Source organism: Nitrospirillum iridis (genome assembly GCF_014205765.1).
Classification (GTDB): Bacteria; Pseudomonadota; Alphaproteobacteria; order Azospirillales; family Azospirillaceae; genus Nitrospirillum; species Nitrospirillum iridis.
Genome location: NZ_JACIIZ010000016.1, coordinates 141,463 through 166,535, shown reverse-complemented (window position 1 = coordinate 166,535; position 25,073 = coordinate 141,463). Strand labels below are relative to the sequence as shown.

At 68.2% G+C, this 25,073-nt stretch carries 22 protein-coding genes; 6 read left to right on the top strand and 16 right to left on the bottom strand.

Features of this window, described 5'->3' with window-relative positions:
• Positions 1-30: 30 nt before the first annotated feature.
• From FHS74_RS24430 to FHS74_RS24420, 3 genes are read right to left on the bottom strand one after another with little or no spacing between them, the layout of a single operon-like run.
• Positions 31-309, bottom strand: a complete 279-nt coding sequence (locus tag FHS74_RS24430) for a succinate dehydrogenase assembly factor 2 (RefSeq protein ID WP_184806591.1) — start codon at positions 307-309, stop codon at positions 31-33.
• 41 nt (positions 310-350) lie between these two features.
• The gene (locus tag FHS74_RS31355) at positions 351-638 is read right to left on the bottom strand and encodes a type II toxin-antitoxin system RelE/ParE family toxin (protein WP_184806589.1); all 288 of its coding nucleotides are present in this window, start codon (positions 636-638) and stop codon (positions 351-353) included.
• An 8-nt stretch (positions 639-646) separates the two neighbouring features.
• Positions 647-916, bottom strand: coding sequence for a CopG family ribbon-helix-helix protein (locus tag FHS74_RS24420; RefSeq protein WP_184806587.1), 270 nt, complete (start codon positions 914-916; stop codon positions 647-649).
• A 159-nt stretch (positions 917-1,075) separates the two neighbouring features.
• Here FHS74_RS24420 and recG point away from each other — a divergent pair, with 159 nt between their 5' ends.
• The 6 genes from recG to FHS74_RS24390 all read left to right on the top strand — a co-directional run bounded on the left by recG (position 1,076) and on the right by FHS74_RS24390 (position 13,502).
• Entirely contained in the window at positions 1,076-3,157 is a 2,082-nt protein-coding gene (gene recG, locus FHS74_RS24415; RefSeq protein ID WP_184806585.1) for an ATP-dependent DNA helicase RecG, read from the top strand.
• A gap of 97 nt (positions 3,158-3,254) precedes the next feature.
• On the top strand, positions 3,255-3,563 hold the full coding sequence (locus FHS74_RS24410) for a hypothetical protein (protein WP_184806583.1): 309 nt from the start codon (positions 3,255-3,257) through the stop codon (positions 3,561-3,563).
• Between the two features lie 212 nt (positions 3,564-3,775).
• Positions 3,776-4,855 carry a type III polyketide synthase gene (locus FHS74_RS24405; RefSeq protein WP_184806581.1) on the top strand — a complete coding sequence of 360 codons (1,080 nt, stop codon included), beginning with the start codon at positions 3,776-3,778 and terminating at the stop codon, positions 4,853-4,855.
• Positions 4,856-4,882: 27 nt separating this feature from the next.
• The gene (locus FHS74_RS24400) at positions 4,883-5,413 is read left to right on the top strand and encodes an isoprenylcysteine carboxyl methyltransferase family protein (protein WP_184806580.1); all 531 of its coding nucleotides are present in this window, start codon (positions 4,883-4,885) and stop codon (positions 5,411-5,413) included.
• Positions 5,414-5,575: 162 nt separating this feature from the next.
• Positions 5,576-6,268 carry a Crp/Fnr family transcriptional regulator gene (locus FHS74_RS24395; RefSeq protein ID WP_343067025.1) on the top strand — a complete coding sequence of 231 codons (693 nt, stop codon included), beginning with the start codon at positions 5,576-5,578 and terminating at the stop codon, positions 6,266-6,268.
• Positions 6,269-6,812: 544 nt separating this feature from the next.
• Positions 6,813-13,502, top strand: a complete 6,690-nt coding sequence (locus FHS74_RS24390) for a hypothetical protein (RefSeq protein ID WP_184806576.1) — start codon at positions 6,813-6,815, stop codon at positions 13,500-13,502.
• 43 nt (positions 13,503-13,545) lie between these two features.
• On the opposite strand, the gene FHS74_RS24385 is transcribed toward FHS74_RS24390, so the two are convergent.
• The 13 genes from FHS74_RS24385 to ccoN form a co-directional block, all read right to left on the bottom strand.
• Positions 13,546-13,986, bottom strand: coding sequence for a PaaI family thioesterase (locus FHS74_RS24385; RefSeq protein WP_184806574.1), 441 nt, complete (start codon positions 13,984-13,986; stop codon positions 13,546-13,548).
• Positions 13,987-14,024: 38 nt separating this feature from the next.
• Entirely contained in the window at positions 14,025-14,327 is a 303-nt protein-coding gene (fliN, locus tag FHS74_RS24380) for a flagellar motor switch protein FliN (RefSeq protein WP_246463334.1), read from the bottom strand.
• Between the two features lie 106 nt (positions 14,328-14,433).
• Positions 14,434-15,528: a GGDEF domain-containing protein gene (locus tag FHS74_RS24375; RefSeq protein ID WP_184806572.1), complete on the bottom strand. Its 1,095-nt coding sequence runs from the start codon at positions 15,526-15,528 to the stop codon at positions 14,434-14,436.
• Positions 15,529-15,909: 381 nt separating this feature from the next.
• Positions 15,910-16,431: a mismatch-specific DNA-glycosylase gene (locus FHS74_RS24370; RefSeq protein ID WP_184806570.1), complete on the bottom strand. Its 522-nt coding sequence runs from the start codon at positions 16,429-16,431 to the stop codon at positions 15,910-15,912.
• A gap of 56 nt (positions 16,432-16,487) precedes the next feature.
• Positions 16,488-16,709 carry a hypothetical protein gene (locus FHS74_RS24365; RefSeq protein WP_184806568.1) on the bottom strand — a complete coding sequence of 74 codons (222 nt, stop codon included), beginning with the start codon at positions 16,707-16,709 and terminating at the stop codon, positions 16,488-16,490.
• Positions 16,710-16,735: 26 nt separating this feature from the next.
• Positions 16,736-16,900 carry a cbb3-type cytochrome oxidase assembly protein CcoS gene (gene ccoS, locus FHS74_RS24360; protein WP_184806566.1) on the bottom strand — a complete coding sequence of 55 codons (165 nt, stop codon included), beginning with the start codon at positions 16,898-16,900 and terminating at the stop codon, positions 16,736-16,738.
• Complete coding sequence (locus FHS74_RS24355) at positions 16,897-19,299, bottom strand: heavy metal translocating P-type ATPase (protein ID WP_184806564.1); 2,403 nt, start codon at positions 19,297-19,299, stop codon at positions 16,897-16,899. Before FHS74_RS24355 ends, ccoS begins: the two co-directional genes overlap by 4 nt.
• 16 nt (positions 19,300-19,315) lie before the next feature.
• Positions 19,316-19,822, bottom strand: a complete 507-nt coding sequence (locus FHS74_RS24350; protein WP_184806562.1) for a FixH family protein — start codon at positions 19,820-19,822, stop codon at positions 19,316-19,318.
• Positions 19,823-19,841: 19 nt separating this feature from the next.
• The gene (gene ccoG / locus FHS74_RS24345) at positions 19,842-21,392 is read right to left on the bottom strand and encodes a cytochrome c oxidase accessory protein CcoG (RefSeq protein WP_184806560.1); all 1,551 of its coding nucleotides are present in this window, start codon (positions 21,390-21,392) and stop codon (positions 19,842-19,844) included.
• A 284-nt stretch (positions 21,393-21,676) separates the two neighbouring features.
• Positions 21,677-22,546, bottom strand: coding sequence for a cytochrome-c oxidase, cbb3-type subunit III (gene ccoP / locus FHS74_RS24340; protein WP_184806558.1), 870 nt, complete (start codon positions 22,544-22,546; stop codon positions 21,677-21,679).
• 12 nt (positions 22,547-22,558) lie between these two features.
• Positions 22,559-22,750 (bottom strand): cbb3-type cytochrome oxidase subunit 3, encoded by a 192-nt coding sequence (locus FHS74_RS31350; RefSeq protein WP_184806556.1) that lies wholly within the window; start codon positions 22,748-22,750, stop codon positions 22,559-22,561.
• Between the two features lie 7 nt (positions 22,751-22,757).
• Positions 22,758-23,483, bottom strand: coding sequence for a cytochrome-c oxidase, cbb3-type subunit II (ccoO, locus tag FHS74_RS24330; protein WP_184806554.1), 726 nt, complete (start codon positions 23,481-23,483; stop codon positions 22,758-22,760).
• Between the two features lie 15 nt (positions 23,484-23,498).
• Positions 23,499-24,980, bottom strand: coding sequence for a cytochrome-c oxidase, cbb3-type subunit I (ccoN, locus tag FHS74_RS24325; protein WP_184806552.1), 1,482 nt, complete (start codon positions 24,978-24,980; stop codon positions 23,499-23,501).
• Positions 24,981-25,073 lie beyond the last annotated feature (93 nt).

The window sequence follows — 25,073 nt, the reverse complement described above, 5'->3', positions numbered from 1 at the left end:
GGAGTAGCCAAGCGGTAAGCGGGTGGGCGATCAGGCGACGCGGTGGGCCTGCAGCAGGGCCATCAGCTCCGCATCCACATCATCGGGAAAGGGAGTGCGGCCCAGCAGCCAATCGAAGACGTCCGGATCGTTCAGATCCAGCAGATGCTCGTAGCGGTCCAGCTGTTCCGAGGAGAAGCCGGCCAGATGCTTTTCCGCGAAGGTGCCCATCAGCAGGTCCATCTCCTTCATCCCGCGATGCCAGCTGCGGAAGGTCAGGCGCTTGATGCGCACGGTCAGCGCATCTTCGGGAAGGGTGTCGGTGGGCATGATTGGAAGCCTTGATAATAGGAACGCGCGAGCGGCCGAACTTACTTGAAGGCATCCGGCCAAAGCTGCCGGCCATGAAGTACGCGCAGAATGTCGATCCTGTCACCCCGTATCCTGTAAGCGATCAGATAAGGAGTTCGGGTAACGACAAGCTCTCGCGTGCCGGGGCGCCGTCCCGGCCTTCCCATGTCCGGAAACCGGACCAGCCCCTTGGCCGCCATGACAACTTGCCGAAGCTGACTTTCCGCAGCCTGCGGATCATGCTGGGCGATATGGATTTGCAAGGACACCACGTCCCTCAAGGACGAGGGGGACCAATGAAGGCGCATACCAGACCTTATTTCGGCCTGGGCATGGGCAATTCGCCAGGTGTGCCCAGCGACTCAATCCACGCGGCAACCTCTTCATGGGGAATCAGCAAACCCGCGTCAGCCTCCCGCAGCCCCTGGTCAATGGCCGCCAGGTGCCCTTCCTGGACTGCGAGATAATCCCGGACGGCTTGTTCAATCACCCAGGACGGCGACCGGTCCAAAGCTTCCGCCAGCGCGGTCACCTGGTCGTTAAGCTCAGGCTCCAGCCTTATGCTGTCAGACATCATCTTGGTCATGTCGGCTCCGCCGCTTGGAATGGTCCCACCATACCCCAACAAGAACACATCGTAAACACGCCTCGCCGCGCAAGAGCCCCCACGACGGTAGCCGGTCGACAACCCGGCCCGATAACATATAGGCATATGCCTACGGTTTTGCGTCCTGGAGCCTGCCCTTTGCGTCCGCCCGTCCTCTATCCCCTGTTCGCGCCCATCACCAGCCTGCCGGGCCTGGGACCCCGCCTGGGCAAGCTGGCGGAGCGGCTGACCGGCCCGCACGTGGCGGATATCCTGTGGCACCTGCCCACGGGCGTGCTGGACCGCGCCAACGCGCCCAGCATCAATGAGGCGCCGGAGGGCCGCATCGTCACCCTGACGGTGCGGGTGGACGGGCACATGCCGCCGGTGCAGCGCCACCGCCCCTACCGTGTGCGCTGCACCGACCACACCGGCGAGATGGAGCTGGTGTTCTTCCACATCAAGGGCGACTGGCTGGAGAAGCGCCTGCCCCAGGGCAAGATGGTGGTGATCAGCGGCAAGGTCGAACGCTACAACGGCCTGCTGCAGATGCCCCACCCCGACCACTTCGCCCCGGTCGAGGAAGGCGTCCCGCCGCAGGAGGTGGAGGCGGTCTATCCCCTGACCGGCGGCCTGAATCCCAAGCCGCTGCGCACCGCCATCCATGCCGCGCTGGAGCGAACGCCGGACCTGGAGGAATGGCAGGACCCCGCCTGGCTGGAACGCCAGGGCTGGCCCGGCTGGAAGGCGGCGCTGGCGGCGGCGCACGATCCCAAGGGGGAGGAGGACGTCAACCCGCTGTCCCCCATTCGCCAGCGCCTGGCCTATGATGAGCTTCTGGCCAACCAGCTGGCCCTGGCCCTGGTGCGCTGGCACCAGCGGCGCCTGGCCGGCCGCGCCACGGTGGGCACGGGCGCCTTGCGCGCCCGCATCCAGCAGGCCCTGCCCTATCAGCTGACGGGCGCGCAGGTGGGCGCCCTGGCCGAGATCGACGCCGACATGGGCAAGCCGGAGCGCATGCTGCGCCTGTTGCAGGGCGACGTCGGCAGCGGCAAGACCATCGTGGCGCTGATGGCCATGGCCACGGCGGTGGAAGCGGGGGCCCAGGCGGCCCTGATGGCGCCCACGGAAATCCTGGCCCGCCAGCATGCCGAAAGCCTGGCCGATCTGGCCGACGCCGCCGGCATCCGCCTAGCGCTGCTGACCGGTCGCGACAAGGGCAAGGCACGCCAGCAGGTGCTGGACCGCCTGGTGACGGGGGAGATCGACATCCTGATCGGGACCCACGCCCTGTTCCAGGAGGACGTCGGCTTCCGCGACCTGGCGCTGGCCATCATCGATGAGCAGCACAAGTTCGGGGTGCACCAGCGCCTGGCCCTGGCGGCCAAGGGGCGCGGCGTCGACACGCTGGTCATGACCGCCACCCCCATCCCCCGTACCCTGACCCTGACCGCCTACGGCGACATGGACGTCAGCCGCCTGATGGAAAAGCCGCCAGGGCGCAAGCCGGTGGTGACCCGCGCCGCCCCCGCCGACCGCATCGAGGAGGTGGTGGCGCGGGTGGCCGCCGCCATCCAGACCGGCCAGCGGGTCTATTGGGTCTGCCCCCTGGTGGACGAGTCGGAAACGGTGGATCTCGCCAACGCCACCCTGCGCCACGCCACCCTGATGGAGCGGCTGGGCGACAGCGTGGGCCTGGTCCACGGCAAGATGAAGGGCACGGAGAAGGACGCCGTCATGGCCCGCTTCGCCGCCGGCGAGCTGTCCGTCCTGGTCGCCACCACCGTCATCGAGGTGGGGGTGAACGTGCCGGAGGCCACCATCATGGTGGTGGAGCATGCCGAGCGCTTCGGCCTGGCCCAACTGCACCAGTTGCGCGGCCGGGTGGGGCGCGGCGACCGCCCCTCCGCCTGCCTGTTGCTCTACGCCGCGCCGCTGGGTGAGACGGCCCGCGCCCGCCTGGACGTGATGACGGCGACGGAGGACGGCTTCGTCATCGCCGAGAAGGACCTGGAATTGCGCGGCGCCGGCGAGGTGCTGGGCACGCGCCAGTCGGGCCTGCCGGAGTTCCGCATGGCCGACATCACCGTGCACGCCGACCTGCTGGCCACCGCCCGCGACGACGCCAGCCTGATGGTGGCCCGCGACCCCGACCTGGAAACCCCGCGCGGCCAGGCGCTGCGCGTGCTGCTCTATCTCTTCCAGCGGGACGAGGCGGTGCGGACGCTGCGCTCAGGCTGAGTTTATTCGCGCGGGCTATTCCCTCCGCATAGTGGCGGACCGGCCGGGCCATCATATCTCGCATGAGGTTCCATCCCTCCGCATCCGAGGTCGCCCCATGGCCGCGAAAGTCAGCCTGCGTACCCTGACCGTGTTCAAGCACGCGATGATCGGCTTCGGCCTGGGCCTGGTGCCCGCCGTCATCAGCGTCATGCCGCCCGCCCATGTCACCAGCCGGGGCGCCCTGATCGGCACCATCATCGGCGGGGCCCTGGGCGGGGCGCTGGCCCTGGGCATGATCGGCGCCTACCGCGCCCGCGCCATCCCGGCGGATCAGCCCAGCCCCATCGGCCCTGTCCGCCTGACGCTGGGTTGCGCGCCGCTGGTGGGCATCATCATCGGCCTGGGTGTCCTGGCCGTCCTTTAGGGCGACGCCGACGAAGCGGCCTAGGCATTTATTCCAACACCTGGCAGCGCGGCCCACCCACCAAGGTAGCGGATGTGCCCCCCGGGGACACGGGCATAGGATGATGGCCAGGGACTGATAGCCGGCCGACGACATCGCCCTCTGTCCCCGCCGACGCGACATACGGGCGCGATCGGGCGGCCGCGCTCTTCCGGGGGTTAGAAACACCATCCATGGCCCGTGACCCGCATGCGTCCCCATCACCCACCGCCCGGCTTCTCTCCCTGGCCACGGCCCTGCCGCCCTATCGGCTGACGCAGGACCAGGCGCTGGCCGGCGCCCGCCAGGTTTTCGCCCACCGTCTGCGCGATTTCGACCGGATGGCGCCGGTCTTCACCCATGCCGGCATCGAGGGCCGCGCCTCCTGCGTACCGCTGGAATGGTACCTGGAACCGCACGGCTGGGCGGAGCGCAACGCATTGTACCTGGAGCACGCGGTGGACGTGCTGGCCCGCGCCGCCACCCAGGCGTTGGAACGGGCGGGCCTCAAGCCCACCGACGTGGACGCCATCGTCGCCGTCTCCTCCACCGGCATCGCCACGCCCAGCCTGGACGCGCTGGTCATGCAGCGCCTGGGTATGCGCCCGGATGTTGAGCGCATGCCGCTGTTCGGACTGGGATGCGCCGGCGGCGTCCTGGGCCTGGCGCGGGCCGCCACGTGGGCCACCGCGCGGCCCGGGGCCAACGTGCTGTTGCTGGTGGTGGAACTGTGCGCCCTCAGCTTCCGCCGGGGCGACCTGTCCAAGGCCAACATCATCGCCGCCGCCCTGTTCGGTGATGGCGGGGCGGCCGCCGTCCTGCGCGCCGATCCGGCCGGCCAGGATGACGGCCCGGCCTTCCTGGCGTCGGCGGAGCATCGCTGGCCCGACAGCCTGGGCATCATGGGCTGGCAGGTGGAGGATGACGGCCTGGGCGTCATCTTCGCCCAGAGCATCCCCACCCTGGTGCGCGAGAAGCTGCCGGCGGTGGTGGGCGGTTTCCTGGACCGGCAGCGCCTGACCCTGTCGGATCTCGCCGGCGTCATTTGCCATCCCGGCGGCACCAAGGTGCTGGAAGCCCTGGCCGAGGTGCTGGCCCCCGCCACGGATGGCCTGGAGGACGCCCGCCTAGTGCTGCGCGACCATGGCAACATGTCGGCCGTCACCGTCCTGTTCGTGCTGGAGCGCCGTCTGCGCCAGCACGCCCGGGGTCTGCATCTTTTGTCCTCCCTCGGGCCCGGCTTCGTCGGCGCCCTGGGCCTGATGCGGCTATAGGGAAAGGGACGAGGGAAAGGAACGGAAATGGATCTCAGCCTTCCGATGGGGCCGCCGCAGGGCGTCGTGGCGCTGCTGGCCATCCAGCGGCTGGCGGAGTTGCGGGTGGCCAACCGCAACACCCGGCGCTTGCTGGACCAGGGCGGACAAGAGGTGGGGCGGGCCCACTATCCCCTGTTCATCGTGCTGCACAGCGCCTGGCTGGCGGCGCTGTTCCTGCTGATCCCCGCCGACGCGCCCATCGTCTGGCCGCTGGTGGCCCTGCTGATCCCGCTGCAACTGATGCGCTATTGGGTCATCCGCACCCTGGGTCCCTACTGGACCACCCGGATCATCACCCTGCCGCGGGCGCCGCTGGTCCAGGGGGGGCCGTTCCGCTTTCTGCGCCATCCCAATTATTGCGTGGTGGTGGCGGAAATCGCGGCGGTGCCGCTGGCCTTCGGCGCGTGGCGGCTGGCGCTGGTCTTTTCACTGGCGAACGCCCTGCTGCTGGCCCACCGCATCCGGGTGGAGGAATCGGCCCTGGCGTCCCGGCGGGGGGTCGTTCCTCAGACATAGGGCAGCTCCACCAAAAGGCGGGGGGCCGTTTACGGCGGGCGCGCGGGCCGTTATTGTCCGCCCAGCCCCTGTTAAATCGGCCTTTTGGCACAATGTTAGGGGCCCGGCGCGCACGCCATGACAGGTGCCGCGCCGCGACGACCCTATCCGGAGCCTACCCCCGTGATCGAAGCCGCGTCCCTCGACAGTATCGACCTGCTGGCCCCCCTGACGGCGGACCAGCGCGCCAATTTGGCCAAGCAATGCAGCTGGCGCCATTTCCACCCCCAGGAGCAGGTGATCGACCGCGCGTCGGACAGCCGCGACGTCTGTTTCATCGTCGAGGGCCGGGTGCGGGTGGTGAACTACTCCCTTTCCGGCCGCGAGGTCACCTTCGACGACGTCGAGGCCGGCGGTTATCTGGGCGAACTGTCGGCGATCGATGGCGAGGCGCGGTCGGCCAGCATCGTGGCGCTGACGGAGGTGATGGTCGCCTTCATGTCGCCCCGCCTGTTCCAGCAGGTGGTGACCCAGAACCCCGACATCGCCTGGGGCGTGATGACACGCCTGGCCAGCATCGTCCGTTCCGCCACCGGAAGGATCATGGATCTGTCGACGCTGGGCGCCAACAACCGGGTCCACGCCGAGCTGCTGCGCCTGGCCAAGCCCACGTTGAAGACGGACAACACCGCCGCCATCTCCCCCATCCCCATCCATAGCGACATCGCCGCCCGGGTCAGCACCACCCGTGAGACCGTCGCCCGGGTGCTGGGCGACCTGTCCCGCGACAAGCTGGTCATCCGCCAGGACAACTCCCTCCTCGTCCGCGATTTCGCCCGTTTGGAGGAAATGGTGGAGGAAGTGCGGGGCGACTGACCTTTAGGGTTAACCACGAGGTCAGTTTTTTCGAGTGTGACACGCTTGCCACGGTTTTTTAACTTTTCACCAATCCGCGACCGGGCTATATAAGAGGGGCTTGACCGTGACGGATTTGACACTCTCAAGCCTTCAACCTCCTTATGAGGCTCCCTTCATCTTCGCCGGCTGTCCCTCGACAGCCGGCGTTTTTTTTGGCGCGCCGGCTTCGCCCCGCATCGGGCCGTAAACGGGTGCTTTCCCCACCCTTTGCACCTCTTGCGCGCCCGGAAATCCTCCCTTGCATTCCCAGGTGCGCAGTACCACGAAAACGGCTAATCTCGCCTTGAGTATGCAATCGACGGATTGGCATTGCGGCATCCGTTCATGGCGATCCCAAAGGGACGTCCGGATGTTGTTTGTCTGGATGCCTTGCCCGCGCACCCAATAGGGGGACGCAAGGCGGGGATGATTTCATCGCCACGGGGGCAGTGGCGACACCCAGAAGGGGTGTTTTTTTGCGCCGAGAACGAAGCATCTCAAAGAGATGCGGTCGGAGGTGAGTATGGTTTCGCGGATTGGTCTTCTGACCCCGTCGCAGATCGCGTCGATTTCGACGGCGAACATCCAGCGGCTGAGCACGCAGGATGTCGCGGCCCTTACGACCGCCCAGATCAAGTCACTGACGACCACCCAGGTGGCGGCCTTCCAGCTCAGCCAGATGGTGTTCAGCGCGACTCAGCTGCAGGTGTTCAGCGACAGCGACATCGCGGCCTTGGGCACCGACGACTTCAAGAGCCTGAAGTCGACGCAGATCTCGCTGCTGTCCTCCAGCCAGATCCAGGCGCTGACCACAGACCAGCTGGCGGCCCTGGGCACCGCCGATATCCAGGAATTCACCAAGGCGCAGATCGGGGCCCTGACCACCGACCAGCTGGCGACGTTGTCCACCGCCGACATCCGGGCGCTGACCACGGCGCAGGTGAGCGGCCTGTCGACAGCACAGATCGCGGGCCTGGCTTCCGACAACCTGTCGGCATTGAGCAGCGCCCAGGTGGCCAGCCTGTCGACCGTGCAGGTCAAGGCGCTGACCACCGACCAGCTGAACGCGCTGACCACCACCGACATCCGCGAGTTCACCAACGCCCAGGTGGCCAGCCTGACGACGGCCCAGGTCAGCGGCCTGGCGACGGGCGCCGTATCGGCGCTGGGCACGGCCCAGGTGGCCGCCTTGACGACGGCCCAGGTCCGCAGCTTGAGTTCGGACCAGTTGGGCGCCCTGACCACGGCGGACGCGCGCGCCCTGTCGGCGACCCAGCTGGCGGCGTTGACGACCACCCAGGTCTCAAGCCTCAACAGCGACGTCCTGTCGGCGCTGAGCGGCACCCAGGTGGCGAACCTGTCGGCGGCCCAGGTCAAGTCCCTGGGCTCCGACCAGTTGAACGCCCTGTCGACAGCCGACATTCGCGAATTCACCACCAGCCAGATCGGCGCGCTGCGCACCGACCAGTTGTCCGCCCTCAGCACCGGCAACCTGGCGGCGCTGACCACCGCCCAGTTGGCCAGCCTCGGCACCGGCCAGGTGTCCACGCTGACCACCGACCAGGTCGCGGGCCTGGGCACAGCCCAGGTGGCCAGCCTGTCCGTCACCCAGGTCAAGGCCCTGGACACCGACCAGTTGGCGGCCCTGTCGACGGCGACGGTGCAGCGCCTGACCACCGCCCAGGTCGCCGCACTCACCACCGCGCAGGTCGCGGGGCTCACGTCCGACAACCTGTCGGCGCTGGGCAGCGCGCAGGTGACCAAGCTGTCCACCGCGCAGGTCCGGGCGCTGTCCACCGACCAGTTGAACGCGCTGACCACCGCCGACATCCGCGAATTCGCCGCCGGCCAGCTCACCGCCCTGTCCACGTCCCAGCTGTCCACGCTGGACACCGGAAACCTGTCGGCCCTGACGACCGCCCAGCTGACGGGCCTTACCAGCACGCAGCTGTCCTCGCTCACCACCGACCAGGTGTCCAACCTGACGACGGCCCAGGTCGCCAGCCTGTCCACCATCCAGATCAAAGGCTTCAGTTCCGACCAGTTCAACGCCCTGGGCGCGTCCGCCATCCAGCGCCTGTCGACGGCGCAAGTATCCCAGCTGACCACCGCGCAGATCGCGGGCATGGGCACGGACAAGCTGTCGGCCCTGAACAGCGCGCAGGTGGCCAGCCTGTCGGCGGCCCAGGTCAAGGCGCTGACCACCGATCAGTTGAACGCGCTGACCACGGCCGACATCCGCGAATTCACCGCCACCCAGGTGAGCAACCTCACCACGGCCCAGCTGGCGACGCTGGGCACGGGCAATCTGGCGGCCTTGAACACCGCCCAGCTATCGGCCCTCACCACCACCCAGGTGCGGGCACTCACCTCCGATCAGCTGGACGCCCTGCCAACCGCCAGCGTGCGGGTGCTGAACAGCGCCCAGGTCACCGCGCTGACCACCGCCCAGGTCTCCACCCTCGGCAGCGACGCCCTGTCCGCGCTCAGCAGCGCCCAGGTCACCAAGCTGACGAACGCGCAGGTCCAGGCGCTCACCACCACCCAGCTGAACGCCCTGGCCACAGCGGATCTGCGCGAATTCGCCGCCAGCCAGATCGCAGTGCTGGGCACCAATCAGGTGGCCGGCCTGGAAACCGCCACCCTGTCAGCGCTCAGCACCAATCAGGTGGCCAGCCTGACCACCACCCAGGTGCGGGCGCTCACCTCCGACCAGTTGGGCGCCCTGCCGACAGCGGACGCCCAGGCGCTGACCGCCGCCCAGGTGGCGGCCTTGAGCACCAATCAGGTGGCCAGCCTGAACACCGGCGCCCTGTCCGCCCTGAGCGCCACCCAGGTGGCCAATCTGTCCGCCACCCAGGTCAAGGCCCTGACCACCGATCAGGTGACGGCGCTGACCACCGCCGACGTGCGTGAGTTCAGCGCAGCCCAGGTCGGCGCGCTGACCACGGACCAGCTGACGGCACTGGCCACCAACCAGGTGACGGCGCTGACCGTGTCCCAGCTGACCGGCCTGAGCACCAGCCAGGTGTCCACGCTGACCACGGCGCAAATCTTCTCGCTGACCACCGCCCAGGCGGCCAGCCTGTCCGCCGCCCAGGTCAAGGTATTGACCTCCGACCAGCTGAACGTCCTGCCGACCGCCACCGTGCGGGCGCTGACCACCGCCCAGGTCGCCAGCCTGACCACCGCCCAGGTCGCCACGCTCAGCAGCGACGCCCTGTCGGCACTCAACAGCGCCCAGGTGACCTCGCTGGCGAACGCCCAGGTCCAGGCGCTCACCACCACCCAGCTGAACGCCCTGGCCACGGCGGACCTGCGCGAATTCGCCGCCAGCCAAGTCGCGGCGCTCACCACCGCGCAGGTGTCCAGCCTGGAAACCGCCACCCTGTCAGCGCTCAGCACCAATCAGGTGGCCAGCCTGACCACCGTCCAGGTGCGGGCGCTCACCTCCGACCAGTTGGGCGCCCTGCCCACGGCGGACGCCCAGGCGCTGACCGCCGCCCAGGTGGCGGCCTTGACCACCAACCAGGTGGCCAGCCTGAACACCGGCGCCTTGTCGGCCCTGAGTGGCACCCAGGTGGCCAACCTCTCCGCCGCCCAGGTCAAGGCGCTGACCACCGATCAGCTGAACGCGCTGACGACGTCCGACATCCGTGAATTCACCGCCACCCAGGTGGCCAGTCTGGCGACGGACCAGATCGCGACGCTGGGCAGCGACCAGTTGTCGGCCCTGAGCAGCGCACAGGTGGCCAGCCTGGCCAGCAGCCAAATCCAGGCGCTGACCACCGCCCAGCTGAACGCGCTGACAACATCCGACATCCGCGAATTCACCGCCGGCCAGGTGGCCAACCTGACATCGGGCCAGCTGAACGCCCTGGACAGCAACCATTTGACGGCGCTGAGCACCACGCAGCTGGGTGGTCTGACCAGCGGCCAGGTGGGCGCGCTCAGCACCGACCAGGTCTCCACCCTGACCACCGCCCAGGTGGTCAGCCTGACGGCGGCGCAGATCAAGGCGCTCAGCACCAGCCAGCTGGACGCCCTGGCGACCGGCACCGTGCAGCGCCTGACGGCGACGCAGGTGTCCAGCCTGACGACCGACCAGATCACCGGCCTGAGTTCCAGCGCCCTGTCGGCCCTGACCACCACCCAGGTCGCCAGCCTGACCACCGCCCAGGTCCGTACCCTCGGCACCGACCAGTTGAACGCCCTGTCGACCGAGGACGCACGCGCCCTGACCGCCACCCAGTTGGCGGCGCTCTCCACCAGCCAGGTCGCCCAGCTCAGTTCCACCTTCCTGACCGCGCTGAGCACCGCCCAGGTGACCAGCCTGTCGGCGGCACAGATCAAGGCGCTCAGTTCCGCGCAGCTGGGCACGCTGTCAACGGCGGACGCCCGGGCCCTGACCACGGCCCAGGTGGCGGCGCTGACCACCGACCAGATCTCCGTCCTGGGCACCAATGCCCTGTCGGCGTTGAGCGCCACCCAGGTGGCCACCCTGACCAGCACCCAGGTGCGCGCGCTGACCACCCAGCAGTTGAACACCCTGACCACGGCGGACGTGACGGAATTCACCGCCACCCAAGTGGCCAGCCTGACGACGGACCAGCTGTCGACCCTGGGGACGGACCAGCTGACAGCGCTGAGCACCAGTCAGGTGTCAGGCCTGACCACCGCCCAGGTGTCGACGCTGGGAACCAGCCAGGTCGCCACCCTGACGACCAGCCAGGTGACCAGCCTGACGGCCACCCAGGTCAAGGCCCTGACCACCGACCAGCTGGGTTCGCTGTCAAGCGACACGGTGCAGCGCCTGACCGCCGCCCAAGTCGCAGCACTGACCACCAGCCAGATTTCCGGCCTGGGCACCACCCTGCTGTCCAACCTGACCACCGCCCAGGTGACCAGCCTGACCACGACGCAGTTGCGCGCCCTGGACACCAATCAGCTGAACACCCTGTCGACAACCGACGCCCGCGCCCTGACCGCCGCCCAGCTGTCCGGGCTGACGACCGACCAGGTGAGAGGCCTGGACACCGATTTCCTGACGGCGCTGACCACGGCGCAGGTGGCCGGCCTGTCGGCGGCGCAGGTCAAGGTGCTGGGCACCGGCCAGCTGAACGCCCTGTCCACCGCCGATGCCCGCGCCCTGACCACGGCCCAGGTCGCGGCCCTGACCACCACCCAGCTGTCCGGCCTGAACACGGACAACCTGTCGGCCCTGAGCGCCACGCAGGTGGCCAGCCTGACCACCAACCAGGTCCAGGCGCTGGCCTCCAGCCAGCTGAACGCCCTGACCACGGCGGACGTGACGGAATTCACCGCCACCCAGGTGGCCAGCCTCACGACCGACCAGCTGACCAGCCTGGACACGACCCACCTGGCGGCGCTGAGCACCAATCAGGTCGCGGGCCTGACCACCGCCCAGGTGTCGACCTTGGGGACCAGCCAGGTGGCCACCCTGACGACCACCCAGGTGACCAGCCTGACGGCCACCCAGGTCAAGGCCCTGACCACCGACCAATTGGATGCGCTGTCGAGCGACACGGTGCAGCGCCTGACCGCCACCCAAGTCGCGGCACTGACCACCAGCCAGATTTCCGGCCTGGGCACCACCCTGCTGTCCAACCTGACCACCGCCCAGGTGGCCAGCCTGACCACGACGCAGTTGCGCGTCCTGGACACCGATCAGCTGAACACCCTGTCGACCACCGACGCCCGCGCCCTGACCGCCGCCCAGCTGTCCGGGCTGACGACCGACCAGGTGAGCGGCCTGGACACCGATTTCCTGACGGCGCTGACCACGGCGCAGGTGGCCAGCCTGTCCGCGGCACAGGTCCAGGTGCTGGGCACCAACCAGCTGAACGCCCTGTCCACCGCCGACGCCCAAGCCCTGACCACGGCCCAGGTCGCGGCCTTGACCACCACCCAGCTGTCGGGCCTGAGCACGGACAACCTGTCGGCCCTGAGCGCCACGCAGGTGGCGGCGTTGACCACCACCCAGGTCCAGGCGCTGGCGTCCACCCAGCTCAACGCCCTGAGCACGACGGATGTGACACAGTTCACCGCCACCCAGGTGGCCAGCCTCACGACCGACCAGCTGACCAGCCTGGACACGACCCACCTGGCGGCACTGACCACCAATCAGGTCGCGGGTCTGACCACCACCCAGGTGGTCGTCCTGGGAACCAACCAGGTGGGCGCCCTGACGACAAGCCAGGTGGCCGGGCTGTCAGCGGCGCAGGTCAAGGCCCTGACCACCGACCAGCTGAACGCCCTGTCCACGGCCGACGCCCGCGCCCTGACGGCGACGCAACTGCAATCGCTGGTCACGTCACAGTTGACGGGCCTCAGCACCACGGTCCTGACGGCGCTGAGCAACACACAGCTGGGCAACTTGTCGGCGACGCAAATCCAGTCCCTCGGCACGGATCAGCTGAACGCGCTCAGCACGTCACAGACGCGCGGCCTCTCAGCCAGCCAGGTGGCGGCGCTGACCACGGCGCAAATATCCGGGCTGAGTTCCGACAACCTGTCGGCGTTGAGTGGCCCGCAGGTCGCCAGCCTGACCACGGCCCAGATCCGCGCCATCGGCACCAGCCAGTTGAACGCGCTGACCACCGCCGACGTGCGCGAGTTCACCGCCACCCAGGTGGGCGTGCTGACCACCGACCAGATTTCAGCCCTGAGCACCATCGATGTTTCGGCCCTGACGGCGGCCCAGTTGACGGTGTTCAGCACCGCCCAAGTCCAAGCGCTGCTCACCAATCAGGTGGCGGCGCTGACCACATCCCAGGTCGCGGGCCTGTCGGTCACCCAGGTCAAGGCCCTGACCACCGATCAGCTGGACGCGCTGGCGACCGACACCATGCGCGACCTGACGCCGGCGCAGGTGGCATCGCTGTCCAGCGCCCAGATCGCGGGCCTCAGCACCGACAACTTGTCGGCGTTGAGCGGCACCCAGGTGGCGCTGCTGTCCAGCGTGCAGATCGGGGCGCTGACCACACAGCAGATCAGCGCGTTGACCACCGCCGATATCGGCGAATTCAGCGTCAGCCAGATCCCGATGTTCACCACCAACCAGATCCCTGGCCTGAGCACGGACCAGATCGAGGCAATGACCTCGGACCAAGCCAACGCGTTCACCGGCGACCAGCTGGGTGTGTTCACCTCGGATCAGACGAATGCCTGGGTGGCCGCCAAGTCGTCATGACGACCGTCCAGGGAAGCCCGCGCCGAAGCCTGGGCTGGTGGTGTCATCCGCCGGCCAGGTTCCATAGGGCCGTGCCCGCGACCAGGGGGCGGTCGCCGTCCTGGACCCGCACCTCGGTCACCAGTTGCGACCAGTTGCGGCGGATAAGCCGGGCCTCGCCCTGAACCAGGGTACCGCGCGAACAGCTGCCGAGGTGGTTCAGCGCCAAGTTCAACAGAACCGCGTCCCCCTCCGGCACGCCTTCATCGCCGACGGCGCGCAGGCAGACGAACTCGGCGAAGGCCGCGAGAACGGAGGTGTGGATCTGGCCGTTGCCCGCCAGATGGCGCTCGTCCGCGACAAAGGCGCGGACCCAGCCGCCCTCACCGCCACCCCGGGTGGGGCGGCCCTCCCAAAAGGGGCCGATATGGGCGATGAAGCCGGGCGTCACCGGGCAGAGCGCCCAGCCCTCCGCGCCCGTGTCCGTGTTGCTGTCCGCCATCATGCGCCTGGCATCTGATTCCGTGCTGGGGTTAAATTCGGCTAGCCGTTCACCCGGGTGAACTCGCGGAAGGTGACGGCGATCTTGTCCTCGACGATCGTCACCTCGCCCCGGCCCACGGTGCGGCCGGAAACGATGATGTCGGATAGGTCGTCGATCTTGCGGTCCAGTTCCACGATGGCGCCGCGGCCCAGCTTCAGCAGGTCACGCACGCGGATGGTGGACGTGCCGAGCACCACGGAAACCTCCACCACCGTGTCGTAAATCGCCGACAACTCGGTGGTGGTGGACGTGGTCGAGCCGCCACCGCCGAACATCGCGTCGATATCGTCCTGGTTGCTCATGCTCTCGGCCCTGTAGTCGCCAATCCCGCCCATGGGACGCCAAGTGACGTTACCATGACCCGGCCTTGGAGCGGGAGGCGATTCAGGTACCGGCGGGCGCGGTCCCTCAGGCGGACCGGACAGCCGCCCTTGCCATGGGAACCGGGGCCGCGCCCATCCGACATTCCGCCTCGTCGCCCAGCACGAAGGACTCGACGCGGTCGCGCCCCGCCGCCTTGGCGCGATAGAGCGCCTGGTCGGCGGCATTGACCAAGGTGTTCCAGCCGACGCCGTCCACCCATTCGGCGCATCCAATGCTGATGGTGCAGCCTATGGGACCCAACGGCCCCCCGACCGCCGATTCCGCCACCGCCTGGCGGATACGCTCCGCCACCGCCAGGGCGGTCGCCGCATCTGCGTCGGGCAACAGGATGGCGAATTCCTCACCACCGATCCTGCCGACGATATCGGAGGCGCGGATTGTTGCCGCGAGGGTGCCCGCCACCTGGACGATCAGCCGGTCGCCCACCCCGTGCCCCCACCGGTCGTTGACAGCCTTGAAATGGTCGATATCGACCAGCAGCACGGCCAAGGCGCCCCCCTGGTACTGCGCGCGGGCGACCAGGCGTTCCCCCTTCTCCCACAGCACCCGGCGGTTGGCGATCCCCGTCAACGGATCGCTTTCCGCCAAACGGGTCAGCCGGGCCTGCAACCGGCGTCCAACCATCCACAGATAGCCGATAGTCAGGGTGAAGGTGATGCATACCCGAAGCAACAGGCCGGCGTTCGTGGTGGGATCGCGCAGATCGCCCACCACCATGGGGCTCGACGGCAGGATGCGCAGGACCTCCCAGCCGACCCGCGTCAGCAGGACCGCCCCCCAGGCCAGGTAAAATCCCGCCGAGGGCCATGCGGCGATACGCAGCTCCGGTTCGGAATGCCGAACCAGCAGCCAAGCGCACCCCCCGGCCAGCAGGGCGCGGAGGGAGCAGCCGAGCACGACGTTGATCGGCATATGGAGGCCAAAGCCGGCGAACGTGCCGATCTTGGCACAGGACAGGACGGCGGCGGGAAGCAGAAGCCAGAGTGCCGGGCGCGGGGCATTCAGAAAACGATGGACCCCGACGAAGGCGATCATCGTGCCCCAGTCCAACATCAGGTTGCCGACGAGGCTGTAGAAGGGCGACGGCCGCGCGGGATACGGCGAAATCAACGTCGCCATGCCAAAGGCGTAGAGGAGGTTGGACGCGGCCCATAACCATATCGCCGGAGCCGGTCGCAATGACCGGCCGACCAAGGCCAGGCAAAGTCCCGCGACCAGGTGAACCAATATGTTGACGATAAAAAGTGTCAGCGTATTCATGACGGCCACACGGCTGGCGACGGCGGCGGAATACGGACAATACCCGGCCTCTGATCCCCCCGGGAAGATCAATGCCGATCACCAGCCGAACATGGCCACCTGGACATGGTGGGCCATGCTACCACAAGACGTATTAACTGGACGTTACGGGCGGCACACCGTTCGGAAACGCAGCGTTGCAAGTTTTGAAGACTTATAGCCGGGTCATCTGGCCGTCACCGCTCCCCACGAACGCGGGCGTCAACGGGTCGTCGCCCGACGCGCCGCCACGAAGGCCGCCGCTTCCCGCCAGGGTTCCAGGGTGAAAAAGCGCCGCGCCTGGCCGGAGGGCGACGGCAACACGAACAGGGCGGCGCCCTCGAAATCCCGGACCTGCCGGCCATAGACCGGGCTGCCGGCCAGCCCGAAATGCCCGGCCAGGAAGACGGCCGCGGCATTCTTGCTGGTGAAGGCGATACCACCCGGGCGGCACCGGCGCATCTTGTCAACAAAGCCCGCCACGTCATACGCGGCCGGGTCGAGGTCGACATCGTTGCCGAATTCCGTCTTGTTCAGGTCCGTCAGGCCCAAGCCCAACGATGGCAAGGTGGCGAAATCCTGTGGATGCAGCCGCGTCGGCGTCAGCCCGGCGGCATGCAGGCTGGGCCAGAAGGCGTTGCCGGGCTTCGCATAATAGGCGCCGGCCCGCATGGAGGCACGGCTGGGCGCCGTGCCGCAGAAGACGAGGTCAAGGCCGGGGGGCAGAACGTCGGGAAGGATCATGGGGGCAAGAATCATGGGGGCGGAGGATAATTCGCCGCCCCCGCCCTATCCAGCCCTTACTCCGCCGCCGGCACCTCATCAGCCAGGGAATCCCCGTGCCCGCCAACCGTGCGGGCGATGGTGAAAAAATTGATCAGCACGCCGAAGGCCACGAACAAAAGGCCGTCGATATATCCTGGCAGGTTGGTCGACCCGGCGGCGAAGAACAGGCCCAGCACGGCCACGACGATGCCGGCGCCATGCACCAGGATGGCCGGCAGGGTATTGGACACGCTCATTATAGTCACTCCATCAGGATCAAGGGTCACAGAGGCCGCCGGGGCAGCGGATCATCGTCCTCGTACAGGATGCGGGTGGCGGATCCTTCGAGGTCTTCGAACTGGCCGTCGCGCACCGCCCAGAGGAAGGCGCCGAGGCCCAGGCCGCCCAGCAGCAGGGCGGCGGGAATGAGGAAAAGCAGGCTGTTCATCGCGGGCCTCCATCGTTCGATTTTCCACCGCCGAGGCGGAGCGCATTGGCCATGACCACCAACGACGACCCCGACATGGCCGCCGCCGCCACGAAGGGCGTGGCGAAGCCGGCCATGGCCACCGGCACGGCGCACAGATTGTACAGCAGGGTGAAGCCCAGGTTCTGACGCACCAGGGTGCGCGCCCGCCGGGCCACGGCCAGCGTCTCCGCCACCGCCCCCAGGCCATCCCCCTGGAAGACCACGTCGGCCGCGGTCTGGGTCACGTCCACGGCGCTGGCGGGGCTGAGCGAAACGTCGGCGGCGGCCAGCGCCGCGGCGTCATTCAGCCCGTCCCCCACCATCAGCACGCGCCGGCCCCGCGCCCGCAGCGCCGCCAGGTGGGCGCACTTGTCGGCCGGCCGGGCGTCGGCCCGCACGGTGTCGATGCCAACCTCCGCCGCCAGGGCCTGGGCGGTGACGGCCCTATCGCCCGACAGCAGTTCCACCCGATAGCCCCGGGCCTTGAGGGCGGCCACCACGGCGGCGGCGTCCCGGCGGGGACGGTCCGCGAACAGGAAGCGGCGCGGCGGCTGGCCGCAACGGGTCAACCACAACTCCGGCCCGGCCTCGCCACCGGCCTCATCGGACACGCCGCAGAAGGTGCGGGAGCCCAGGCGCACGAAGCCCTGAGGGCCCAGCCACCGCAGGCCACCGCCCGGCACCTCCACCACGCCCTCGGCAACCAGGCCGGGACCGGCGGCGCGCGCCAGCGCCCGCGACAGCGGATGGCGCGAGGCGCGGGCCAGGCTGGCGGCCAGTTCCAACTCCGCCACCGGCAAGGTGGCATCATGCAGCAGGTCCGGCCGCCCTAGGGTCAGCGTGCCGGTCTTGTCGAACACCACGGTGTCGACCGGCGCCAGCCGTTCCAGTGCCGTGGCGGATTTCAACAGGATGCCCTGGCGCATCAGCCGGCCGCTGGCCGTCACCTGCACCGCCGGCACGGCCAGCGCCAGGGCGCAGGGGCAGGTGATGATCAGGACGGACACCGCGATCAGCAGCGCCTGGTACCAGGGGGCTGCCCCCAAGAACACCCAGGCCAGAAAGGTGACCAGCGCCGTCAGGTGCACGACCGGCGTGTAGGCGCGGGCGATGCGGTCCGCCAGCAGGACGTGACGGGCCCGCCCCTGTTCCGCCGCCTCCAGCAGGCGCACCATCTCCGCCAGCAGCGTGCCCTCGCCGCTGGCCGTGGCCGTCAGGCGCAAAGGCGCGGTGCGGTTGATCATGCCGGCGAAGACTTGGGCGCCCGGCGCCACGGCCACGGGCAGCGTCTCGCCCGTCACCAGGCTGGAATCCAGGTCGGACACGCCGTCCGCCACGGTGCCGTCCACGCCGATGCGTTCCCCCGCCGCGACCAGCACGGTGGCGCCCAGGGGCACGCGGGCGGGCGGCAGCACGAGGGCGCGGCCGTCCTCCCCCAGCACCGTGACCGGCGCCTGGTTCAACGCCAGCAGGTGGGCGGCGGCCGAGCGCGCCCGGCCCCGGGCACGGCTGTCCAGGTAACGGCCCACCAGCAGGAAGAACAGCAGCATGACCGCGCCGTCGAAATAGGCGTGCTCGCCATGGTTCACGGTCATCACCAGGCTCATGCCGGTGGCCAGCAGCACGCCCACGGAAATGGGCACGTCCATATTGGTGCGCCCGGCCCTCAGGGCCGCCAGCGCGGAGCGGAAAAAGGGCTGTCCGGCGATCGCCACCGTGGGCAGGGCGATCAGGGCCGATACCCAATGCAGCATCGTGCGGGTGGCATCGCCCATGGCGCCGGCCCCCGACCAGACGGACACCGACAGCAGCATGACATTGGCGGCGGCGAAACCCGCCAGCGCCATGCGGCGCAGCAGCATACGCTCGTGCGCCGCCGCCGGGTCGGCCCCAGCCGCCGTGCCGCCAGCGCCGAAGGGCGCCACGCGATAACCCAGGCGCGTCACCAGCCGGGCATAGTCCACCGCCTGGGCGGGCGTGCCCGTCCAACGCAGGGTCAGGCTGCGGGTGGTCAGGTTGGCGCGGGCGGCCTGCACCTCCGGATGGTTGCGGGTCAGCGCCGCCTCGATCAGCCACAGGCAGGCGCCGCAATGCAGTCCGTCGACACTGAGACGCAACAGGCAGCTGCCGTCCGGCGCCACCGTCACGGCCTCCGGCAGGCCCAGCAGCGGGTCGGCGCCGTCGCCGGCATCGGTCGCCGCCGCCGGTGCCGCCGCGTCGGCCGGGCGACGGTCATAGTAGGCGTCCAATCCCAGATCATGGATCAGGGTGTAGGCTCCAGCGCAGCCCTGGCAGCAGAAGGCGCCCCGCTCCGTCGCCGCCCCGATCAAGGGCTGGCCGCAATGCCGGCAGGGCGTGTTGGGGAAGTCCAGGGGCATGGCCGCCGTTCCCGCCCTACTTCACGAACAGGCGGCGGGTCAGGTGGTACCAATCGGCCCCCGTCTCCGCCTTCAGCTTCAGGTCCCATTGCCCATGCTTGGGCAGGGTGACCGTGGCGGTGTAGCGCCCGTTGCCCACCGGGGTGAAGAGCAGCGGCACGTCCGGCATGACGTCGATGGGGCGCACCAGGCGGCCCGTCAGGGTCATGCCGTCCAGAGGCGCGCCATCGCGATCGGCGACGCGCACCGTCAGCACGCTGTCGTGGCCGGCCACCGGCTCGATATCGGCGTCGAAGGCCCAGCCCAGGGCGTCCTGTTGGGCCTGGGCTTGCAGCACCTTGTTGTACTCGATGCCGCGCTCATAGGGCTTGGCGGTGACGATGCCGGTCCAGCTGTGCAGGGCGAAGTAGATCAGGATGCCGTTCACCACGATCACCACGGCCATGCCGCCCACGAAGATCCAGGGGATCAGGGAGCGCTTGACCTTGGGGCGGGCACGGCCGGGCAATTCGATGACGGTCATGACGGTCCTCTTTTTCAAATCAGGGCTTGGCGCCGGGGCCCATGAACACGCCCTCGTAGAAGGTGGTGTGGGCGGGGGCCGCCCCCTCCTCCGTCAGGCTGAACACCAGGGGGATGGAGGCCTTGGGACCACCGTCCCGCACCAGGGCCGTCCGCGGCAGGCTGATGAAGACGCGGAAGGTCGCCACGGCGTCGCCATGCACCGGCAGGGCAACGCCATCCGTGCCATGGGCCTCGCCCACATCCTGCACCGCCAGGGTGGCGCCGGGCTGGCCCAGGATGGCCAGATCATAGGCCCCCTCGCCCCGCCGCTTGTTGATCACCTTGACCGTGTAGCCGTTGCGCACGCTGCCGTCCGACAGGGTGACGAATAGCGGCGCCCGGTCGCGCAGCACACTGATCGCCATGGTGGAACGCGTCTCCAGCGCCGTCAACATGACCCCGGCGACGGCCACCAGCACCAGGGCGTAGATCACGACGCGGGGGCGCAGCAGGCGGTAGCGGTGATCCGATCCGGTGGACTTGGCCTCCTGGTTGGCCAGGGTGTCGAAGCGGATGAGGTTGGGGGGACGCCCCACCTTGGCCATGATGTCGTTGCAGCTGTCGATGCACAGGCCGCAGCCAATGCATTCCAGCTGCTGGCCGTCGCGGATGTCGATGCCGGTGGGACAGACGGCGATGCACTGGCCGCAGTCGATGCAGTCGCCCCGGCCTTCCCAGCTGGTGCCGGCCTTGTGCGGGCCCCGCCGCTCGCCCCGCCAAGCCTCATAGGTGACGACCAAGGAGTGGACGTCCAGCATGGCGCTCTGGAAACGCGGCCACGGGCACATATAGGTGCAGACCTGCTCACGCGCCCAGCCGGCCAGGATGTAGGTGGTGGCGGTGAACAGACCGACGAAGAAGTACTCGCGCGTGGTGGCGTGGCCGGTCACCAGCGCCTTGAACGCCGTGGGCGCATCGTCGAAGTACAGGACCCAGGCGCCGCCGGTGGCCAGCGCGATCGCCAGCCAGGCGGCATGCTTGGCCGTCTTGCGCAGCACCTTCTCCTGGGTCAACGGCTGCCGATCCAGGCGGATGCGGGCGCCGCGGTCACCCTCGATCCAGCGCTCCACCGCCATGAAGAGGTCGGTCCACACCGTCTGCGGGCAGGCGTAACCGCACCAAACGCGGCCAGCCAGCGAGGTCACCAGGAAAAGCCCCACCGCGCCCAGCACCAGCAGCCCGGTGATGTAGTAGACCTCCTGCGGCCAGATCTCGATGCCGAGGAAGTAGGCGCGCGGCGCCGCCAGATCGATCAGCACCGCCTGGTTGGGCGCCCCGGGTCCGCGGTCCCAGCGTAGCCAAGGCACGGTGTAGTAGACGGCCAGGCACAGGGCCAGCACGACCCACTTGATGGTGCGGAAGGGCCCGGAGATCGCCTTCGGATAGACCTTGAAGTGCTCCGCATATAGCCCGCCCTGCTGGCTGTCGCGGCTGGTCTTGATCGATTGCGGCCGGCCGTCGCGAACGGCGGCCTTACGATCTTCGGCCGGACGTTCCAGCACGCCGCCGTCCTGGGGATTGGTATCCATGGGGACCATCCTAAAAACGCTACGCGGATCAGCCCTAATGGTTGGGCCACCAACGCGGATATGGACGGACCCTATGCCCCGTCCGACCCCACCGCCTTGCGCTAGATCAAGTGTCCGCAGGGGCCCAACACCCCGCGACAGCAAGTCACGGGCGTGAAAACAACCGCTTGCCAATGGGCGAAATCCTGGATCGAGACAAAAGAAAACCCCCGCCGGATGAGGCCTCGGCGGGGGTTCCTTCGTGCAAGACCTGGATGGGTCCTTGGGCGAACAGGGGGAAGGTCCTATTTACCCCCACCCAGGCTGTGCACGTAGGCAGCCAGCAGTTTCACCGTGGCCGGATCCAGGCGCTCGCTCCACGCCGGCATGCTGCCACGCCGGGCGTACGTGATGGTCTGGACAACCGTGGCCTTGTCCCCGCCATAGAGCCAGATGGCGTCGTTCAGGCGGGGGGCGCCCACGTCGGGATTGCCCTCGCCCTTCTCGCCATGGCAGGCGGCGCAGTTGTCGGCGAAGATCGCCGTGCCACGCCCGGCGGCGGCCTTGTCCGTGCCGGTGCCCGACAGGCTCAGCACGTATTCCGCCACGTCGTTGATCTGCTCCTTGGTCAGCAGGCCATCGGCGCCGAAGCGCGGCATGTCCGACACGCGGGAGTTCTCATTGGCGTTGCGGACGCCGTAGGTGACGGTTTGCAGGATCTGCTCCGGCGTGCCGCCCCACAGCCAGTCGTCGTCGGCCAGGTTGGGGAAGCCCTTGCCCCCGGCCCCACCGGCGCCATGGCACGCGGCGCAGTTCTCGGCGAAGGCGATATGGCCGGCGGCCTGCACATAGCTGCGCAGTTCCGGATCCTTTTCGACGTCGCCGATGGGCGTGGCCAACAGCTTGGCCTTGACGGGGGCCAGCGTCTGCTCCCGCGCGTCCAGGGCCGACTTCACCGTGTCGCGCTGGGTCCAGCCCAGCACGCCCTTGGTGTGGGAATGCAGGGACGGCCAGGCGGGGTAGAGGACGGTGTAGCCCAGGGCGAAGGCGATGCAGGCATAGAAGGTGTACAGCCACCATTTGGGCAGCGGCGTGTTCAGTTCCTTGATGCCATCCCACTCATGGCCGGTGGTCTCCCGGCCCGTGTGGGCGTCTTTCTCGATGTTAGTCGACATGATGGGGAGACCTCAGCCTTTCTTCTTCGGCGCGTGCCTTGCCCCGAGGGGCAAGGGTTCCGCGTCATCCAACAGCGGGATCCGGGCGCAGGCGTCCAGGCGGCGCCGACGGGAGGGCCAGTAGGCCCAAATCGCGATTCCGCTGAACAAGGCCACGAACCACAACAGCCATACCTGGGAGATCAGGGCGTGGAGTTCTTGCATGGCCGCCTCACTGATGCAGGTCTTCGGGCTGCAGCTTGCTGAACTCGACCAGCGTGCCCAGCATCTGCAGGTAGGCCACCAGGGCGTCCATCTCCGTCAGTTCCGCACTTTCGGTGTTGAACTTGCTCACCACCGCCTTCGGATACCGCTTCAGCAGGCCGCTGGTATCGGCATCCGGGTTGGCCTGGGCCTTCAGGTCGGCCGCAGCGTTGGCGATCATGTCGTCGGTGTAGGGGACGCCGACGGTGCGCAGGGTCTTCAGGTGATCCTGGATGTTGGGCACCGACAGCGGCCGGCTGGCCAGGAAGGCGTAGGTCGGCATGATCGATTCCGGCACCACGGCGCGGGGGTCCTTCAGATGGGCCACCTGCCAGTCGTTGGAATACTTGCCGCCGACGCGGGCCAAATCCGGACCGATGCGCTTGGACCCCCACTGGAAGGGATGGTCGTACATGCTTTCGGCCGCCAGGCTGTAGGGGCCATACCGCTCCACCTCATCCCGGAAGGTGCGGATCTGCTGGCTATGGCAGACGTAGCAGCCCTCGCGGATGTAGATGTTGCGGCCCATCTGCTCCAGCGGGGTGTAGGGGCGGACGCCGCCCACCCGCTCAATGGTGGTTTCGATGGAGAACAGCGGCACGATCTGCACCAGGCCGCCGATGGACACGGTGATCAAGGTCAAGAGCGCCAGGATGACGACGTTCTTTTCGACGATGGCGTGAGAGAATTTCATCTGTCGTCCCTCCGCTCACTCGGCCGCGACCAGGCCCGCGGGCCGGTCTTCCGCCAGGGGCTGGCCACTCTTGACCGTGCGGATCAGGTTGTAGGCCATGATGATGGCGCCGGTCAGGAACAGGATGCCGCCCGTGCCGCGAATGATGTAGTAGGGGTGCATGGCGGCCACCGTCTCGACGAACGAGTACTGCAGGAAGCCCATGTCGTCGTAGGCGCGCCACATCAGGCCCTGCATGATGCCCGACACCCACATCGAGGTGATGTAGAGGACGATGCCCAGGGTGGCGGTCCAGAAGTGCCACTCGACCAGCGCCTGGCTCCACAGCCCCTTACGCTTCCACAGCACCGGCACCAGGTAGTAGACGGCGCCGAAGGTGACGAAGGCGACCCAGCCCAAGGCACCGGAGTGCACGTGGCCGATGGTCCAGTCGGTGTAGTGGCTGAGCGCGTTCACCGGCTTGATCGACATGACCGGGCCTTCGAAGGTGCTCATGCCGTAGAAGGCGACGGCGGTGACGGTGAAGCGCAGCGACGGGTCGGTGCGCAGTTTGTCCCAGGCGCCCGACAGGGTCATGATGCCGTTGATCATGCCGCCCCACGAGGGCATCCACAGCATGATGGAGAACACCATACCCAGGGTCTGCGTCCAGTCCGGCAGCGCCGTGTAGTGCAGGTGATGGGGGCCGGCCCAGATGTAGAGGAAGATCAGCGCCCAGAAGTGGATGATGGACAGCCGGTAGGAATAGACCGGCCGGCCCGCCGCCTTGGGGATGAAGTAGTACATCATGCCCAGGAAGCCCGCGGTCAGGAAGAAGCCCACCGCGTTGTGGCCGTACCACCACTGGATCATCGCGTCCTGCACGCCGGCGAAGGCGCCGTAGCTCTTCGTGCCGGTGAAGCTGACAGGCACCGCCAGGTTGTTGACGATGTGCAGCATGGCGATGGTGATGATGAAGGCCAGGTAGAACCAGTTGGCCACGTAGATGTGGGGCTCACGCCGCTTGATCAGCGTGCCGGCGAACACCAGCAGGTACGCGACCCAGACGATGGTCAGCCACAGATCCACATACCATTCCGGCTCGGCGTATTCCTTGCCCTGGGTGATGCCCATCAGATAGCCGGTGCCGGCCATGACGATGAACAGCTGATACCCCCAGAAGATGAACCACGCCGGCAGCGCGCCACCGAACAGCGGGGCGCGGCAGGTGCGCTGGACCACGAAGAAGGAGGTGCCCAGCAGCGCGTTGCCGCCGAAAGCGAAGATGGCCGCGGACGTATGCAGCGGCCGCACGCGGCCGAAGCTGGTCCATTCCAAACCGAAGTTCAGCGCGGGAAACGCCAGCTGAAAGGCAATCAGGACGCCAACCGTGAAGGCGGCGATGCCCCAGAACATGGTCGCGATGGTGAACGCGCGGACCACATCCTCCACATAGGCTTCCCGGCTGGCGGGTCGGGCCGCCGTGATGGGCACCCCCCCGGAAACCGCTACACTCATGACACCCCCCGAATATGGGCTCAAGCGGCTCTCGGCCCGGGTGCGACCCCGGACCTAAAGGCTCTCAAGACAACGATTGCGGGCATCGGTGAT